This window comes from uncultured Chitinophaga sp., assembly GCF_902168175.1.
In the GTDB taxonomy this organism is placed as follows: domain Bacteria; phylum Bacteroidota; class Bacteroidia; order Chitinophagales; family Chitinophagaceae; genus Chitinophaga.
Map to the genome: position 1 here is coordinate 73,823 of NZ_CABHOU010000042.1, position 18,617 is coordinate 92,439.

The 18,617-nt window shown below is 48.9% G+C and carries 9 protein-coding genes; 3 read left to right on the plus strand and 6 right to left on the minus strand.

What is annotated here, in order from left to right:
* Nucleotides 1-11: 11 nt before the first annotated feature.
* Genes QZT80_RS09005 through QZT80_RS09020 form a run of 4 tightly spaced genes read right to left on the minus strand, consistent with a single transcriptional unit; the run spans nucleotide 12 to nucleotide 9,649 of the window.
* A complete protein-coding gene (locus QZT80_RS09005) occupies nucleotides 12-1,868 on the minus strand; it encodes a RagB/SusD family nutrient uptake outer membrane protein (RefSeq protein WP_295120783.1) in 1,857 nt (618 codons plus the stop codon).
* Nucleotides 1,869-1,879: 11 nt separating this feature from the next.
* Nucleotides 1,880-4,960 carry a TonB-dependent receptor gene (locus tag QZT80_RS09010; protein WP_295120787.1) on the minus strand — a complete coding sequence of 1,027 codons (3,081 nt, stop codon included), beginning with the start codon at nucleotides 4,958-4,960 and terminating at the stop codon, nucleotides 1,880-1,882.
* A gap of 17 nt (nucleotides 4,961-4,977) precedes the next feature.
* Nucleotides 4,978-6,771 (minus strand): RagB/SusD family nutrient uptake outer membrane protein, encoded by a 1,794-nt coding sequence (locus tag QZT80_RS09015; protein ID WP_295120790.1) that lies wholly within the window; start codon nucleotides 6,769-6,771, stop codon nucleotides 4,978-4,980.
* Between the two features lie 10 nt (nucleotides 6,772-6,781).
* Complete coding sequence (locus QZT80_RS09020) at nucleotides 6,782-9,649, minus strand: TonB-dependent receptor (protein ID WP_295120793.1); 2,868 nt, start codon at nucleotides 9,647-9,649, stop codon at nucleotides 6,782-6,784.
* A gap of 414 nt (nucleotides 9,650-10,063) precedes the next feature.
* On the opposite strand from QZT80_RS09020, the gene QZT80_RS09025 reads away from it, so the two are divergent.
* The 3 genes from QZT80_RS09025 to QZT80_RS09035 all read left to right on the plus strand — a co-directional run bounded on the left by QZT80_RS09025 (nucleotide 10,064) and on the right by QZT80_RS09035 (nucleotide 16,605).
* Nucleotides 10,064-11,065 (plus strand): LacI family DNA-binding transcriptional regulator, encoded by a 1,002-nt coding sequence (locus tag QZT80_RS09025; RefSeq protein ID WP_295120796.1) that lies wholly within the window; start codon nucleotides 10,064-10,066, stop codon nucleotides 11,063-11,065.
* 223 nt (nucleotides 11,066-11,288) lie between these two features.
* Nucleotides 11,289-13,922, plus strand: a complete 2,634-nt coding sequence (locus QZT80_RS09030; protein ID WP_295120797.1) for a histidine kinase dimerization/phosphoacceptor domain -containing protein — start codon at nucleotides 11,289-11,291, stop codon at nucleotides 13,920-13,922.
* Nucleotides 13,923-14,076: 154 nt separating this feature from the next.
* Nucleotides 14,077-16,605, plus strand: a complete 2,529-nt coding sequence (locus QZT80_RS09035; RefSeq protein ID WP_295120800.1) for a histidine kinase dimerization/phosphoacceptor domain -containing protein — start codon at nucleotides 14,077-14,079, stop codon at nucleotides 16,603-16,605.
* A gap of 2 nt (nucleotides 16,606-16,607) precedes the next feature.
* Here the strand turns inward: QZT80_RS09035 and QZT80_RS09040 are convergent, their stop codons facing one another.
* A complete protein-coding gene (locus tag QZT80_RS09040) occupies nucleotides 16,608-17,789 on the minus strand; it encodes a serine hydrolase (protein WP_295120803.1) in 1,182 nt (393 codons plus the stop codon).
* A 143-nt stretch (nucleotides 17,790-17,932) separates the two neighbouring features.
* Nucleotides 17,933-18,592, minus strand: a complete 660-nt coding sequence (locus QZT80_RS09045) for a GNAT family N-acetyltransferase (protein WP_295120806.1) — start codon at nucleotides 18,590-18,592, stop codon at nucleotides 17,933-17,935.
* Nucleotides 18,593-18,617: the final 25 nt, after the last annotated feature.

Sequence of the window (18,617 nt, forward strand, 5' to 3'; positions counted from 1 at the left end):
GTTGATCAGTTTTACCAGCCTGGGTTTTGCTGCATGTTTTTATTGTTGTTCACTTCAGACTGCGGTATGGGCAGCAGGTTATGCCTTGGCTGGAACACCCTTCTTTCCCAAACCCTGATGCTGTATACGAATGAGCCATCGGGCTTTTTAAGTACATCGTGCTCGTACACGGTTTTCTGCGTTTGTTCGCCGACAACCCAGCGGCGGATATCGAAGAAGCGATGATCTTCGAAGGCCAGTTCTATCCTGCGTTCGTTGCGGATGAATTTGCGCATATCCTGCTGGCTGTTCTCATTCCAGCCATTGCGTGTAAAAGTGGTGGCAATATCGGGCATGTCTGCGCGTGTCCTGATCTGGTTCAGTGCCTGGATTACTTCTGTGCGGGCACTCCCGTCCGGCAAAAACTCATTCATCGCTTCCGCGTAATTAAGCAGCATTTCTACATAACGATATACCGGGAACGTATGGTTAGTTTGACCCTGGGTACCGCTGTTGTTAATGGTGATGTTCTTGGGGTCCATGAACTTACGCAGGAACAAACCTGTATGGGCGTAACCGTTCAGGAACTCCTGCCCGAACGAACCATCTTCGGCCCGCCAGGTATTAAACGTAATGCCGCTAAACATAGAACCGTTGTACCAGAGTGAATGGTAGAAGCGTGAATCTCTGTTGTCGTAGGGTTTCTGCGGATCAAACCCGGAAGCTGTATTTACTACGAACTGGCCGTTACCGTCGAGCAGGGGCACACCGTATTCGTCGGTCTGGTAAACTGGGTAGCCGTCTTTAGTTTCAAAGCAGGCGGCGTAGTTATACGTAGGCAAAGTGTAGGATGCATCGCCCGCCCGTTGCATGGCACCGGGAAGCTGCCACTTGTCGAGTTCATTGGTAAGCCCTTTTCTGCCGTAGCCGAGTATGTATTCGGTGTTTACGCGGGTAATGAATACGTTGAACCAGCCCATGGCCTTCATCGATCCTGGGTAGGTTACCCGGGTGCCGAAGTAGTTGGCCGGTTCTGTTCTTACTACCAGGCTGTATACCTGCGCACCATTTTCATCTTTATGGTCCATTACCGCTTTAGCTGCATCTGCTGCTGCCTTCCAGCGGTTAGCATCGTAGTTGCCCCATGACCATGGACTGGCTTCGCCGGATGTGCTGTTGTTAAACAGCGGGCTGGCCAGGTGAAGCAATACTCTTGCTTTAACGGCCTTTGCCAAACCGCTGGTTACACGCATAAAGTCGATGCCTGTTTGTTTGGCAGGCAAGTGTGCTGCTGCCGTGTCACATTGGTCGCTGATGAACTTTTGCACTTCTTCGAGATTGGCGCGGGCAGTGAATAGTTCGGGAGAATCGCGGTCGAGTACTTTGGTGATAACAGGTACACCTCCGTACCAGCGCACGAGTTCTGCGTAGAAAAACGCGCGCAGTGCTACTGCCTCATATTTCATGCGGTCGCGCACTTGTTCTGTGTTCATGTACTGCTCGGGATCGATGGGTGCCCCGTCTATTTTACTGAGAAACAGGTTACAGGCGCGGATAGCGGCGTAATAATCGGCCCAGCGCTTAAATTTATCAGGTAAACTGGTAGGATTATAGGCGCCTACGTGTACGTTGTTCACCCATCCCCACCAGGGTCGTGCCTCACCATCGTCTGTAGCGGCGTCCAGGTATACGTTGTTGTCCCAACTGTATGGAATACGACGGTAAATGTCGGTCAGGAACTCTTTCGTGTACTTGGCGTTTGTAAATACCCTTTCTTCATTCAGATCGCCTGATTCAGCTTTGTCCAGCAGGCCCGCACCGTCTTTTGAACAGGAGGCGAGCGTGATCAGCAGGAGAAAATATGTGAGCTTTTTTATGCTTGATTTCATGTTGTTCTGTTTTACAAGGTTACTTTAACGCCCAGGTTCCATGTTCTTAACTGAGGATAAGAAGCACCGATCTCGCTGGAGGATTCGGGGTCCCAGTTCATCATTTTATCCCAGGTGATGAGGTTGTTGCCATTGGCGAAGAAACGGGCGCTCGTAATCTTTATCTGCGACAGCAAAGATTTAGGAAGGTTATAGCCTATTTCTACGTTTTTCAGGCGCACATAGTTCCGTGCATACAGCCAGTAGGTTGATTTGCGGTGGTTGTTTGTATTTTCTGTAGGATGCAGACGGGGATAGGTCGCCTTGTCCCAGGATGATGGATCGTCTGGATTGTAACGGCCCAGGTGATGTTCCATTACCTTACCCAATTGGCTGAATTCCCATACAGCATCCTGCTGGAAGTACATATCTGCACCACCTGCGCCCTGTATCAGAAAGTTCATGTCGAACCCTTTATAACTGCCACCTACGGTGATGCCGTAAATATATTCCGGTACGGAGCCTTTTCCGATGGCACCTTCGTCGTAGCTATCGACCAATCCGTCTTTATTGCGGTCTGCATAACGGATATCGCCGGGATATACCACACCGTAAGTCGGAATAGGGATGTCTTTTTTTAACACAGGGAAACCACCTTCGAGTACCAGCCCGCCATTACCATCCAGTTCAAAATCATTTAAGCCATACAGCCCAACATCGGTAAGGCCGAAGTGCTGGCCAATACGTTTGCCTTCGCGTTTCTGCCAGTCATAACGTTTACCTTCTTCGTCTATGCGCTCTATCACGTTACGGGCATAGGTGAAGTTACCTTTGATGAAGTAACCGAAAGGACCTTTCTTGTCGGTAAAGCCTAACTCCATATCAAAGCCCTGGTTGTGTACCCGGCCGATGTTTTCGGGCGGTAAACCTTGTCCATCTGTCCTGGTGGACCCCTGTGGGTTGTTCATGCCAAATACGAGCGGCAGGGAATAGGGGATAGCCAGGATGTCGCGGCGATTTTCAGCGAACACGTCGGCCGTGAGGTTAATGCGGTCGTCCCACATACGCGCATCAAAACCAATGTTGCTCTTTTTTGCTCTTTCCCAGGTTACATAGGCGTTACCAGGCTGACCTTCGATAATACCTCTTTCCGAGGTAGGTTGCTCGCCAAAGTAAAACCTCCAGCCATCTTCGTTGGGTGCGTAGTTATAACGTTGCTCATACAGGTAGTTGAAGTTGCCGATCCGGTCGTTCCCTATCTCTCCATAAGACCCCCTGATTTTGAGGTAACTTAAGAAAGCGTTGTTAGCCCAGAACCCTTCTTCCGAAGGCACCCATCCCAGCGAAACGGCTGGGAAGAAACCGTAACGGCGGCTGGGGTCAAATTGCATGGAGCCATTGTAACCGGCGTTCACTTCGAAGAGATATTTGTTCTTGTAGCCATAAGTAGCACGTCCTACCCAACCGAGGTACCCGGTAGGGATTCTGGCTTCCACAAAGTCCTGTATCTGCTGGTATAAGATCATACCGGTAACGGCATGATCGCCAAATGAACGGGTGTAGTTCAGCGCTCCTTCAAAGTGCTGCCTTCTGCTGCCGGCGCCTTTACCTGTTGAAATAGATAGTTCGGTCGCGGGTTTGTTAAGAGCATACTGGCCGAAACGTGTGTATTCATACAAAAGTGGTTTTTCCACGATGTCGCGGCGCGATTCGTAAGTGCTCACAAAGCCAACCAGTGCGCGGAAAGACAGGCCTTTGGTGATCTTGTTCAACTCCTGGCGCAATGTGAAGGCACCTTCAATTACGTTCTTGTTGCGGTTGCGGTTACCAAACTGTGAAAGAAGGGCATACGGGGAAAGACGGCTTTCGTCCGAGCGGCCGCCAATGCTGCCGTCGGGATTTATATACGACTGGAAGTTTGGGGGCAGCCTTCTTAGTTTATCGAAAAGATCTTCATCGAAGTTCGGCTGTTTCCTTTCTTCAAATCTGCCGGTAAGGTCCACGCCTATTTTGGTGGTAGGACTAACGGTGAAGTCGAGGTTGGAGCGGAAGCTCATACGATCGTAAGCCGTGTTGGTGGCGTAATTTGAATTTGCGAACTCTTTGTACAAACCTTCCTGATGCAGATGGTTGGCAGAAATGAAATACTGCAGCACTTCGTTACCGCCTCTCACGCTCACATTCGACAGTTGTTGCCAGGAAGCCTTACGCATAAAGTCTTCATAATAATCATTATCCGGATGGGTATAGGGCGAGTTGCCTAACCTGTAATGTTCAAGGTCGCTGGCAGTGTATTCCGCAGGCTTGCCTTCGTTTTTCAGTGCTTCGTTGGTAAGCATGGCAAAGTCGTAAGAGCCGAGGTAATTGGGCTTACGAATGGGTTGCTGTACCGCGGCCTGTGTAGAAATAGAAAGAACTGGCCTGCCCACCGTACCACGTTTGGTGGTAATAAGGATTACACCGTTCGCACCACGTACACCATAAACGGCCGTGGCAGAGGCATCTTTCAGTACGGAGAAGGTTTCGATATCTACAGGATCTATCTGCTGCCATTCTCTTTCCACCCCGTCTACCAGCACCAGTGGTGCGGTGGTATTGGTAGTAGCCATACCACGGATCAGGATCTGTGCATTGTCTGCACCCGGTTTACCGGAGCCCATGATGCTTACCACACCCGAAACGCGGCCTGCGATGGCATTGGAGAGGTTAGGAGTAGAAGCGCGCTGTAGTTCTTCCGATTTTACCTGGGAGATAGCGCCTACTACGCTGGCCTTTTTCTGCGTACCATAACCAACTACTACATAGTCGCCAAGTTTGGTGGCGTCAGCTTCAAGGCTGATGTGCAGCGAGGCCTGGTTGCGGATCGCCACGTCCTGTGAAACGTACCCGATGTAAGTGATTTGCAAAACACCGGTGTTACCCGATAGCGTGAGTTTGAACTCACCTTTGGGATCGGTCACCGTACGATTGGAGGTGCCTTTCTCGGTGATGCCGGCGCCTATCAATAATTCGCCGGATGCGTTCACCACCTTTCCGGTGATGACCTTACCCTGCGCCATCACATCGGGCAGGCAGCAGCAGAGTAATATGAGGAATGATAATAATTTTTTCATCTGTTACAGTTATTTTATTACCAATGCGGGTTTTGGGCGAGGTTGGGATTACGGTTTCTTTCAACTTGCGGGATAGGGAAGAAGTAGTGTTTTTGTTCAAACAACTTGCTCTCTACCTGCACATTCGGGTTATAGGTGAAAGTACCGTCCCCGTTCCTGGTGATAACCATACCGCGTATGAACGCTGGCAATGATTCTATGATCATCCACCTGCGCACATCGAAGTAACGATGGTCCTCAAACGACAGTTCTATCCGGCGTTCGTTTTGGATGAACGTACGGAGAGTTTCCTGCGTAAGGGGCGTTCCACGGCGTGTGAAAGTGGTTTGAACATCGGGCATGCCCGCACGTGCCCTTACCAGGTCCAGCGCCTGTACCGGCGTAAGCGCTCTGGTAGCGCCCGGAGCTATATAAGAAGGGCCGCCTGTTTCGTTACCCGCTTCTGCCAGGTTAAGCAGTACTTCGGCATAACGGAAGTACACCCAGTTATGATAGGTAGTACCCGTATTTTGTGCCGGGTTGGCATTGGCATAATCCATGAACTTGTTGAGATAGTACCCGGTTTCGGTTTTAGCGTTACCATTAGCGTTTACACCGCCGGTATATATCTGGAAAGTGTAGTTGTTCTGTCCGGCAAAACGGGCGTATTTAGCACCATTGTAAATGATACTGGCGTAAAAGCGGGGGTCCCGGTTTACATAAGGAGCCGCCGCGTGTGCGGGTGTGTTCCAGTTAAATAATGTTCCATCGGCCATTTCGTAAGCGTCTACGAGGTCCTGCGAAGGGCAGGTGCCGCCTCTGGCGTTAGTGAATCCTGCAGGGAAGTTATCGTTCTCTGTATCACGGTTAGGGGTACGAAGGCGTGCGAATATAAGTTCGCGGTTGGTAGTACCTGCGCCCCAGGCGTTGAAGAAACTGGAGTAGTTGGTTTGGCCGTTGGTGCCCGGGCGGTAAAGCTCGTACCAGTTGAGGTCTACTAAATCCTGAGCAGCCTTTGCAGCCTGTGCCCAGCGGGCAGGGTCAGCATTACCCATAGCGGTAAGTGTATCTTCTCCGGCACGGTTGTATAAGGGGCTGGCAGCGTATAACAGCGCTTTGGCTTTGAGGGCCAGGCAACTGCCTCGGTCGGCACGGCCCACTTCATTTGGCTCGAAATAAGGTTCTGCAGGCAGTAACGCATATGCTTCGTCGCAACTGCGAACAATGAACTCGATCACCGATTTAGCGGAGTTACGGGGAATCAGTACGTCATCTGATGCTTCAAAAGATTTGTCTACGATAGGAATACCTCCCCAGCGCTGGAACAAAAACCAGTGATGCAGGGCACGCAGAAAAACAACTTCACCCATCATACGGTTGCGGAAACGCGTGGTAACTGTAGAAGGTAACAGGTGCATATTTTTGATACCCGTATTTGCTTTACGGTTGCCATGATACCCGCCGAATTTCATCCATGACCCAATTTCGCCGGCTCCATCGCTGGCTCGCCAATAGCGCATATTGGAGGGGTTCCAGTTAGCAGCGCTCATACGTTGAGCGGCGGATGGAACGGTTTTGTTGGTAGATACGTGCATGGCCTCGTCACTTGCAGATGCCAGCATAGCGTTGCCATCCAGCCAATTGAAAGAGGTGGATACGTCTGCCGGTAAATCGGTATAGGCATTGTTTACGAATAGTTCCGCACGTCCCGAGTCGCTGAATACGAACTCGGCAGATTTAAATTCCACCGGCACCGTTTCCAGTTTGCGCATGCAGGAAACTGCCGCGGTACATAGTGCGATGGATAATATGCTGTATGTGATTTTTTTCATGATCAAACTTTTAGAAGGTTACACTAATACCGGCATTGATGATGCGCTGAATAGGATACAATACGTAGTGGCCGGAGCGGGCTTCTGTATCCACCAAACCGGTAGACGACCAGGTAAGCAGGTTGTAACCGCTTCCGTAAACACGCAAGTTGTCGAGCCTGATTTTTTTAGATATTCTTTCAGGCAAAGTGTAACCGATTTCCATGGTTTTAAGCCTAACCGTTTTGCCGTCGCGCTGCCAGTAGGTGGAAGTGCGTTGGTTATTGGCTTTATTACTGAGAGAAAGCCGGGGATAGCTGGCAGTTGCCCAGCTGGACTGATCTTCCGGGTTGAAGCGGCCCAGATGATGATCACGCACGGTACCGTTATCGTGGAATTCCCAGGTAGATTCGCCGGTGAGGCCGAGTTGCTGACCGTCCTGGCCACTGAACAATACGTTAAAATCGATGCCTTTAAATTTGGCACCCAGGCCTACTCCATATTGCAGGGTAGGGAAGTTGCCCTGGCCAAGGTATACCTCATCATACGCATCGATTACGTTATCGTTGTTCTGGTCTTTATACTTTATGTCGCCGGGTTTCACCTGGCCGAATGTTTGTTTCGGGCTGGCATCTATTTCGGCCTGGTCCTGGAAGAGGCCCATTGCCTGAAGTCCGTAAATACCATCCAGCGGCCTGTTGGTACGAGCCTGGTAAGCAAAGCGCGGCGTTTCTTCGCCACGGTTTATTACCTTGTTTTTGGCCTGTGTTACGGTACCCATCAGCGACAGTTCTACATCACCAAATTGCTGTGTATAACGCATAGATGCATCAAAGCCCTTGTTCTCAATAATACCGATCGGGAAGTCCGGGAAGCGGATACCCATCAGGTAAGGGAGTGCTGGCTGGATCATGATGTCCTTATTCTTTTCGTAGAAGTAATCGAACGTCAGGTTCAACCTGTTCTTAAAAAAGGTGGCATCAATGCCCACATTGGTTTTATGTACTTTTTCCCAGGTTACGTTGTTAAGTGCGAAAGCAGTTTCGTTCCAGCCGGTATAACCTACAGAGGTGTATCCGAAGTTTACGCCACCGGCGGTAGCATATTTCTGGAACCACAGGAAGTAACCGCCAACATCGTCGTTGCCGGCAATACCATAAGAGCCACGAAGTTTCAGGAAGTCGATCCATTGGGCATCCTGCATGAAACTTTCTTCAGACACCACCCATCCCAGGGAGCCGGCAGGGAAAAAGCCGAACTTATTGCCAGGCAGGAATTGTTCAGACCCCTGGAAGCCATAGTTGAACTCTGCGAGGTAACGTTTGTTAAACGCATAAGATACACGGCCGTTTGAGCCAAGGTAGGCGCGGGGGATGTTGGCATCGTTCTCTGAGGAAATAACACGCTGGTTCACCGCTACAACGGCAGTTACAGCGTGTTTGCCGAAGAAGGTACGCTGATAGTTAAGCGCGCCCTCTGTATTGAGGATACGGCGGGTAGAAGGGTATTCAACACCAGAAGACATCTGGCTGTCGGTACCGGTTTCCACATACTTGATGCCGCCATTTGCATTGTATTCCACACTGCCGTTGGGCTGGCGCAGGTCGTACACCTTGAAGCTTTTGCTACGGTTGGTCACCATATCGTACCAACTGTCGAACGCCACGGTGCCTTGTACAGAGAGGCCCGGAGTAATAAAGTCCAGGTCGTGTTTGGCACGGAGGGTAGCGAACATGCTGCGTACGTAATAAAGAGAGTACCCCTGATCATTCAGCAGTCCGTATGGGTTACCTGTGAAATCTTTGGTGCCGCCCAGTTTACCGTCTGGTGTAAATACCGGGAACGCGTTGGGCGGTGTTTTATAAAGAGAGCGGAACACACGTAATGCCGCATCACCGCGGGCGCCGGGATAGGTGCGTTGCTCCTGCCGGCCGGCAATGTCGAGTGTGATGTTAAACCGTTTGTTCACATTTACATCAATGTTCGACCGCAGGGTGATCATATTAAAATCCGCGTTGGTATTATAGGTATTTGCCGCCTTATCTACCTTATAAAGGCCGCTGTTGCCCGTGTAACCACCGGAAATGAAGTAACGGGCGTTTTTATTGCCGCCCTGCACATTTACGCTGTAGCGCTGTTGCCAGGTGGTTTTATTAACATACTCATCATACCAGTTGATGTTCGGGTAGAGATACTTATCGAGGTCCGATTCGTAAATACCCTGGGAGGCGTTACGGTATTTCTCCAGTTCGGCTGCTGAATAACGTGGGGCGCTGCCGTCGTTGGTAAGCGCCTCGTTGTACAGGGTGGCGTATTGGTAGGAGTTGAGCAATTTAGGCGTTGTGGTGGGCGCTTTTATGCCACCACGCGCATTGAAATTAACCTTGATTTTGCCTTCCTGGCCGCGCTTGGTAGTTACCAGCACAATGCCGTTACCACCACGGAGGCCGTACTGCGCGGTGGCAGCAGCATCCTTCAATACCGTGATGCTTTCGATCTCGTTTGGATCGAGGAAGTCCATACTCCTCTCAAATCCATCTACTAATACCATGGGGGCATTATTCCTGAAAGTACGTTTGCCCCGCATCTGGAGGGTGGCCGATTCATCTCCCGGTTCTCCATTGTCCTGCATGATAAACAGGCCTGGTAACATGCCCGTCATGCGGTTAAGATTGTTAATAATAGGTACATTCTCAACGGTTGTGCCTTTGATCTGCGAGAAGGCGCCAGTGACCTCCTGTTGCAGTTGTTTCCCGTTAAAGGTGTTGATGAGCGTGGAACTGTCGGGCTTTTGCGCAGTGGCGGCAAGCGAAAGGCACAGGCAGATAATGACCCCGATAGATGCTCTGAGGTACAGATGGTACCTGAGCAAGGCCATGCTTAATGCTGATCTTTTCATACGTGACGATTCAAAATGATTAAGGAAATTATTGACGTGGTGGATTTAATTAATTAATTAAGGCAGGGATGTTCCTTCGCGCCCGTGGAATAAAATTGGTTGTTTATAGACTCAAAATAAGCTGTTCTGCTCTATGGCATGTTCACACAAGATGCCCTGTGGCATTGTTCCTAAACCGATACAGCAGTAACAGAGCGAATACGTTTAGTTGGTTGTTAAAAGCTAATTTTCATGTTGATAAATCTATTTTCTGACGTGGTTTACTGTCGTGGAATTCCTAAACAGGCGGTTAACTTAGGAAAAAGTACGGTGCTTTTGTCCTTTTTTTACGGAAACGTTTCCGTGAATCTTCGGTTTTTTTAGTTGGATTATCAAAGGAATAGCTTTATTTTATAATAGGCTGGGAGCAGATTCATGAACAAGATAAATATAAAATACCTGGCAAGGGAGTTGAATCTTGCCATTTCTACGGTTTCGCGCGCATTGAGGGATAGTCATGAGATTAGCCCCGAAACGAAGGCAAAAGTGTTTGCACTGGCAAAAAGGCTGAATTATCAGCCCAATGCAAGTGCCAGCGGGTTACGTGCGCAGCAGACCAAAATGATCGCAGTGGTAATACCTGACATGGTGAACGACTTCTTCTCCCTTGTGATAAGCGGTATCGAAAAGGTGACGCAGGAGCAGGATTATCATATCCTGTTGTATTTTACCCACGGCGATCATGCCCTGGAAGTATCTTTTATTAATACACTGGTAAATGGCAGGGTAGATGGGGTATTGTTATCTATAACAGATGAGAACGCCAATAACGAACACCTCGAACAACTCAACATCAAAGGTATCCCGTTGGTGCTGTTCGACCGCGTAAACGAACGGATGGACAATGTTAAAGTAACTTCAGATAACTATGAGAGCGCCGCTACGGCCACCAAACATCTGATAGATACTGGCTGTGAAAAGATCGCTTACCTCAAGGTTGACAGGAACATTCCTGTAGGCACCATCCGCATGAACGGTTACCTGGAGGCGCTGGAGAAGCATTCGAAACAAAAGTCCCCGCTTATACTGGAATGCCCGAACGACAATGACGAAGCATTTACCGTCATCCACAAAATGCTGCAATCAGAGAAGCCGGATGGTATTTTCGCATCTGTAGAAAAGCTCGCGGTGATCTGTTACCGGGTGTGCGAACAGATACAGCTCAGGATACCCGAAGATATCAAGATCATCAGTTTTTCGAACCTGCAGACGGCTGCTTTGCTCAATCCCTCATTGACTACCATTACACAGCCTGCGTTTGATATTGGCGAAACAGCGGCTAAGGAACTATTACGCATCATCAAGAAAAAGGGGAGTGCCAAAGGAGATGTGGTGCTTAAGTCGCGGCTGATCGAGCGAAGGTCCACATCAAAATGAAAAGAGAAACTGTTATAGTGCTCATCCGGGCATATTGCTGAGGGGGCCGATTTTAGAATAAAAAGTAAGTTAATACGGCAGGGCCGGCGTGATTCACGCCGGCTCTTTTTATAGATCGATGTGCCGGCTATCTGCATTCGATGATATTGTATACATTTGGCTCCATATTGTCGACTGTCCTTCGTTTTCAGGGGAATATCTTTACAGTCAATTGTCTTCTCTTATGAGGTTATTGGTCGCTATCGGAATCCTGTGTTGCTTTTTAATGCCTGTGTTTGCCCAGCAAGAGCGGCCAGGGTTAGGTGTTGCAGATCATGGCGGTGCAGACACAACCGGTATTAATTTACTGCTAAGCAAAGCGGGAGATCTGATATTTAAGGCAGGCGAGCTGCCTGCCGATCTCGCTATAGCACAACCGCTGCTGGACAGTGCTACAGCGCGTAGTGAGCGCCTCAAATTCCTTTCCGGGCAGGAAAGAGCATTTAAATTGCAGGTGCAGTATTCGGTGGAGGCGCTGGACGGTCGGCGGATGAGACGCCTGCTGCCTAAACTTTCACCAGCAGTGCGGTGTGATCTGTTGAGAAGATTCACCTTACAATCGCGTATCACCTGGCAGATCGACAGTGCACTTACTTATGCCCGGATGATGAAAGAGGAGGCCCTGCGAAATAATATGGCCGACGTAGCCAACGATGCAGAATACTATTTATCGGTTTGTTACGACGCTATGGGGCAAACCCAAAAGCAGAAGGAGTGTTACATGAACATGGTACGGTATCACCAAAAAACGGGTAATCAGAATAATGAACTGATGGCCTGGGATTTTATGAATTTGTACCTGAACGACCTGGATACCACTTTTCCTACAAAAGCATATGTACAGGAACAACTGTCGTTGCTGAGCCAGCGGCTGAACAACAAGCTGGTATATGCAAGAACACTGGGCGATATTGGGAAATCACATCTGGCATTTGGGCGATGGAAAGAGGCGGAGCATACGCTGCTGATGGCGGACGATTTGCTTAAAAAACTGGGGGTAAAAGAACGTTATGGTATATACGACGCACTCAGCTACCTATACACCGTAAAATTAAACCTGGAAAAAGCCATATTCTACGCCAACGCTATCCGTGACAACCGGCCCGAATCGGCCAGCAGCGATTATAAGTATACCTACCACCTTGCAATGGCGAATGTGTATGTTAACTTTGGCCGGAACCAGGATTTTTATAATGAAACATTCAAGTTGCTGGAAAACCGCGATGCCGCTACGGAACGAAGCCTCGATTATATTGTTTTGTTTGCCCGGCGAATCGATCGTGATAAAGGGCCAAAGGCGGCCTTAGCGTACCTGCTGCCAAGGATGTCGGATAAAAATACTTTTTCAACTCCCGGGCAACACATTTTTGCGAATATGATGCTGGGTGATTTCTATATCCGGACCCATCAACCGGAAATGGGAATACAGCACTACCGCACCGCGGAAAGTTTAATGGATCCTGGTCAGATAGGGCGAAGCAATACAGCCGGTGACCTATACATCCGTTTGGCGAAAGAATGGTTTAACCTTCGGAAGTATGATTCATCGCTCAAATATCTTCAGCGTATGGAGGTGCTTCCAAAAGGACTGGTAACAATAAGGGTGCAGGAGGAAATGCATAACCTGTTTTGCCGAATCGATTCTATTCAGGGGCGTTATAGATCTGCACTTCAGCATTTTAAACAGGAGAAGGCGCTCAGCGACTCTGTATTCAATATTAACAAGTGGGGGCAGATGGCGGAACTGCAGCTGAAGTACGAAACCGCCCGTAAGGACCAGGAGTTAAAACAAAGCGCGCAGGAGATTTCATGGCTCACCTCCCAGGCTGCTTTGCGGGAAGCGCTGTTTAAGCAAACCGGCCTGGCAAACCGGCAACGGGAATTACTGAAGGATAAGGACGTGGCCCAGGCACAACGTGAGGTCCGGCAACGGGAAGACTCGCTCAAAAACAAGGAAGAACGTATCCTGCTCCTCAATAACGAATCGCAGTTACAGCAAGGATTATTGCAACAAACCCGAACAACACGTAATGTGATCATCCTGGCCGCTGTGCTGTTGCTCGGCCTCCTGCTGGTGATCTACAACCGCTACTTACTGAAACAGCGCAATAACCGGGAATTGGAAAAACAAAAGGCCCTCATCAGCCATAAAAATGAATCGCTGGGTAAATTACTAAGGGAGAAAGAATGGCTGCTGAAAGAAGTGCATCACCGGGTGAAGAACAACCTGCAGGTGGTGATGAGCCTGTTGAACATACAATCATTCTACTTGCAGGACGATAATGCCATATCAGCCATCCGCGACAGCCAGCGCCGCGTAAACGCCATTTCACTGATCCACAAAAAATTATACCAGTCCGACAACCCGGCGTTGGTAGATATGCCCCTGTATATCTGCGAGCTGGCAGATTACCTGCGGGAATATGCAGACGGACGAGGTAATATTAAGATCGAACTGGATATTGCAGCGATATCACTGGACGTGCGTAAAGCACTCCCCATTGGCCTGATATTGAATGAGTCGATCACCAATGCGTTTAAATATGCCTTTCCGGGCGATGGTGCCGGTGTCATCAGTGTGTCGCTCATCTTAGCAGAAAAAGAGCAGCTGGTGCTGCAAATTGCTGACAATGGAGTAGGGCTAAGGCAGTCGGAAGAAGGCGCAGTTCAATCCCTGGGTATGAGCCTTATGAATGGCCTCGCTAAAGACATGGACGGGGAGCTGATCGTTGAATGTAAGCAGGGAACGGTCATCAGGGTGTTATTTCCGTTGGCGATGCCCGAAAACGTAGAAGAAAGCGTTTCCGCACATGGATAAAACTGCCTGTTATTTTTGTTATATTGTCTGCTAGCCACGTTTTGGCCGGCAATATATTTACGCTCAACTGTTTTCATTTATGAGGTGCCTGGTTACCGCTATCGCAATAATGTGCTGTTGTCAGTTATCTGCTTTTGCACAGAACCAATCGGTTATGAAACCGGCTGGCGATACCATGGAGGTGAAATCACTGCTGGACGAGGCGCAGTTATTGATTTATAAACCTGGTGAACTGCCTGCAGACCTGAACACCGCACAGCGATTACTGGACCGGGCATCTGCACTTTTTCCCAGGCTATCGTACCTGGCTGGCGAAACAAGAGCGATGACCCTTCAATTCCAGTTACTGGCAGAAGCGCTCGATCACCCAAAGATACAAGCACTGTTACCCAAACTTACACCTGCACAGCGTTGTGCCTTTTTGAAGCGGGTGACCAGCAGTACTACATCCCATGGCCGTTATGACGAAACGTTGATGTATGCCGGCATTATGAAAGATGAAGCCCTGCGTGCCAATCTGCCTGCTATGGCCAACGAAGCCGAGTACTATATTTCGCGCGCTTACACGCACAAGCGGGAATGGCGGAAGATGAAAGAATCTTATATGCTGCAGATCGCGTATCATCGTAGCGTCAATAATCCAAAAAACGAACTGCGGGCTTGGGATATGCTCAATTATAGTCTGGCTGATACGGATACCTTGTTTCCCTCAAAGACATATGTACAGGAGCAGATACTGTCGCTTAGTACACGGCTGGGAGATAAAGTTACATATGCCAAAGGGCTGATGGATGTGGGTGTTACGCATTTTGTTTTGGGCCGGTTGCAAAAGGCGGAAGAAACGTTGCTTGCTGCCGACGATTTGATGAAAAAGGCTGGTTACAAAGAACGATATGAGGTGTACGAATGGCTCAGTTATCTTTCTACCGTAAAGGCGGATGCAGCAAAAGCTGTTTATTACGCCGAGGCATCACGCGATAACCGGCGTGAAACGGGAAAAGATGATGGCGAATTTAGCTACCACTGCATGCTTGCGAATATGTACACAACGTTCGGACAGGAAGACCGTTTTTACGAGGAGATGTCTAAAATGACAGTGGGCGTTTATCCGGAAACGGTACCATGGGCATCAGACATTGTAGCGTTTGCCAGGAAATTTAACTTTGAGCAAAATGCAAGGGTCGCTATTGAATACCTTACCCGGCGTATGTCGGATGGCCGTGTACACTTCACTGATCATGACCTTATGTACGCCCACTCAGTGCTGGGGAAATTCTATGTATCCCTTAACCAGCCGCAAACTGCGCTTAAACACATGTTGATTGCCGAAAGCCGGATCGATATGAACGCGAAATACCGCTTTTCCACAGTGGCCGAACTTTTCCTGGACATCGCCGAAGAATATTACAAGCTTCGCAGCTACGATTCTGCTGCCAAATACCTTCGGCGGATTGAAGGTTTGCCGAAAGGTCAGGTGGCGGTGAGGGCGAGGCGGGAAATGCACAAATTATCTTATCGGATCGATTCTATCCAGGGGCGTTACCAGTCTGCATTATGGCATTCTGCCCAGCAAAAGATACTGAGTGATTCGGTGTTTAGTATTGAGAAATGGGGGCAGATGCAGGACTTCGAGATGAAGTATCAAACCGCCCGGAAAGACCAGGAGCTGAATCAACGCAGCCAGCAAATTTCATGGCTTACATCACAGTCTGAATTGAGAGAGGCGCTCTTTAAGCAAACCGACCTGGCCGCCCGGCAGCGCGATATGCTCAAAGACCGTGACGTACAGCAGGCAAAAAACGAGATACAACAACGGGAAGACTCGCTTAAAAATAAAGAGGAGCGTATCAGGTTCCTCAATAACGAAGCGCGGTTGCAACAGGGGTTATTGGCACAAACGCGTACCACCCGTAACGTGATCATCCTGGCCGCCATACTTTTATTCGTTCTTCTCCTGCTGATCTGTAACCGGTATTTGCTGAAGCAACGGAACAACAGGGAACTGGAAAAACAAAAAGCGCTCATCAGCCATAAAAATGAATCGCTGGGTAAATTGCTCAGTGAAAAAGAATGGTTGCTGAAAGAAGTGCATCACCGTGTAAAGAATAACCTGCAGGTGGTGATGAGCCTGTTAAACATACAATCATTCTACTTACAGGACGATAATGCCATATCAGCCATCCGCGACAGCCAGCGCCGTGTAAACGCTATTTCACTCATCCACAAAAAGCTATATCAGTCCGACAACCCGGCGTTGGTAGATATGCCGCTGTATATCTGCGAGCTGGTTGATTACCTGCGTGATTATGCAGATGGACGTGGTAACATTAAGATCGAACTGGATATTGCACCGGTATCGCTGGATGTACGAAAAGCCCTTCCGATCGGGCTTATTTTAAATGAATCAATTACCAATGCATTCAAATACGCCTTTCCTGACAATGCCGATGGTGTTGTGCTTGTGTCGCTTAAAGGCACTGGTAAAGGGCTGATGGAGTTACAGATAGCGGACGATGGGATAGGTTTACGGCAACATGTTAATGATACATCCAAATCGCTCGGCATGAGCCTGATGGAAGGGCTGGCCAAAGATATGGACGGTGAACTGACCATTGAAAGTGAGCATGGCGCCACTTTTCGCGTCGTGTTTCCGGCAGCCTTACAAGACAATGGTGTGGAGTAATGTTAGCGTTTATAGGGCAAATACCTATGCCATTGCCAGGGCGTGTACCTGTCGCCGATAGCCGTTTCCAGTAATTGTTTATAAATGCTTTCGCCATTGTCACTATTGGTCATAATGAGTACACCAGCCTTCATTGCCGGGAAAAGAATACAATAATGCTGAAATCCATCGCCATGCCCTTCTTTAAATGCGCCCCATCCATAGGGTGTTTTAAGCAGTCCCCAGCCCAGGCCATAACTAAGGCTGATGGATTGATGATATTGGCCGGAAGTGTCTTTCCAGGCTTCGGGCCCGAACTGGTATTGGCTGCGCAAGGGTACCTGCGGGGTAAACATCGTATGGGTAGATGTTGCACTCAGGATTTTCTGCTGCAGCACACCTTTGAAAAATAGGGTGAGATCGTCGAAGCTGGTTTCGAGCGTGCTGGGGGCGCGAGGTTCATTGTCTTTATCCTTTTCGTATAATTTATCGTCGGGCTGGTGGCCGTAGGCAAAATCGCTTTCGTAAGCAGGCAGCCACTGGTAGGCAGAGTGCTGCATATGCAGCGGTGTGAAAATAATTTCATCGGCCATTTCCTGCAAAGTCCTTCCAGTCATTCGCTCCAAAACAGTTTGGAGATATACCATGCCCTCGCCTGAATAGGCATAACGCGAACCGGGTGTGAACCGGATATGCGGTTGCTGGTCGGGCATGTCCCAACGCCAGTTAGGTAAGCCGCTGGTATGCGAAAGGCACATGCGTGCGGTGATCTGGCGATAAGCGGTATCTGTTTTGAAATGCTCGTAATGGTCTTGCCACTTTGTTCGGGTCGGGTATTCATAAATGGGCTTATCGAGATAATCCTGCAATGGTTTGTCGAGGTCCAGGCGGCCTTGTTCCACCAGCTTCATCACCAATACAGCGAAAACCGCTTTGCTTAACGAGGCGCCGTAGATATTGGTTTGGCCGGTTAGCGGTGCTTTGGTGTCGGCCCGTTTATAGCCAAATGTTTGCTGGTATACAACTTCGTTATTATTGAAAACACTGACGCCGATTCCCTGTACATGTGCGGCCCCCACCAGGTATTTAATTTCTTCGGTGAGTTCATCGGCTGATATCCGTGAACCGTCGATCCTTTTGATTTGTTGGGCGGAGGCAGTTAAACTAATACAAAGAAATAGAAGCAGGGTTTGGGTTGGGCGCATATGCTGGGATGTTTTAAGATAGTTTAAGATAAGGAATTTTTGACAGTAGGCGTAATGGAGGTATTGGCCTGGTCAGCGGTTTGGGGCTGAAGGGAGTGACACAACGGCGGCCTGGTCAGCGGTTTGCGGCTGGAAACAAGCTTTTATACTTTCCGATAGTTGTGATCCCGGGAAATAGCATACAGGAAATTAGTTTTCGGTGCTTCACCAAAATAAGCCACCGTTTCTTCCCCTACTTTCGTTGCTCCCACCCGTTCTATCGCAATCTGAGAACGGAGGTTGGTTGCGCCGATATGAAAATATACGGTGGATACAGACTTGAACGCGTAATCCAGCATCATCTCCTTAACGGCCCGGTTAATACCTTTGCCCCAGTAATTTGTCGTGTAAAAAGTATACCCGATAAATATAGAATCGTTTACACTGTTATAGTCGTAAAAGCGGGTACTTCCAATTACTTTACCGATGGATTTATCAGTGATCGTAAACGCTCCGTTACTTTCCAGCGCCCCTTTGAAAAAGCTGCGAAATACCTCTTCCTGCCAACGGTCTTTGTTTGGATGCTGCTCCCATATCTTTGGGTCAGCTGCGGCTGCGTACAACGCTTCAAAGTCGTTTTCCTGCAGCGGACGGAGTATGATATTCCCGGTTTCCAGTGTCGGTTTGGTATTAAATCCTGCGTTCATCCTGATGATATTAGGTTGTAAAGTTACAGAATGGATGGATGATGTGTGTAGTCCATTCCCAAGATCGAGGATTAGTCCCTGGCGTAGTGATTTATTACAGAATAGCTCAAAATCCAAGAAATGTAAGTTTTACGAGATTTTT

Coding starts and splice junctions, on each gene's coding strand:
- QZT80_RS09040 (WP_295120803.1), bottom strand. CDS start 17,789: ATGCGCCCAACCCAAACCCTGCTTCTATTTCTTTGTATTAGTTTAACT.
- QZT80_RS09015 (WP_295120790.1), bottom strand. CDS start 6,771: ATGAAAAAAATCACATACAGCATATTATCCATCGCACTATGTACCGCG.
- QZT80_RS09020 (WP_295120793.1), bottom strand. CDS start 9,649: ATGAAAAGATCAGCATTAAGCATGGCCTTGCTCAGGTACCATCTGTAC.
- QZT80_RS09010 (WP_295120787.1), bottom strand. CDS start 4,960: ATGAAAAAATTATTATCATTCCTCATATTACTCTGCTGCTGCCTGCCC.
- QZT80_RS09005 (WP_295120783.1), bottom strand. CDS start 1,868: ATGAAATCAAGCATAAAAAAGCTCACATATTTTCTCCTGCTGATCACG.
- QZT80_RS09030 (WP_295120797.1), top strand. CDS start 11,289: ATGAGGTTATTGGTCGCTATCGGAATCCTGTGTTGCTTTTTAATGCCT.
- QZT80_RS09035 (WP_295120800.1), top strand. CDS start 14,077: ATGAAACCGGCTGGCGATACCATGGAGGTGAAATCACTGCTGGACGAG.
- QZT80_RS09025 (WP_295120796.1), top strand. CDS start 10,064: ATGAACAAGATAAATATAAAATACCTGGCAAGGGAGTTGAATCTTGCC.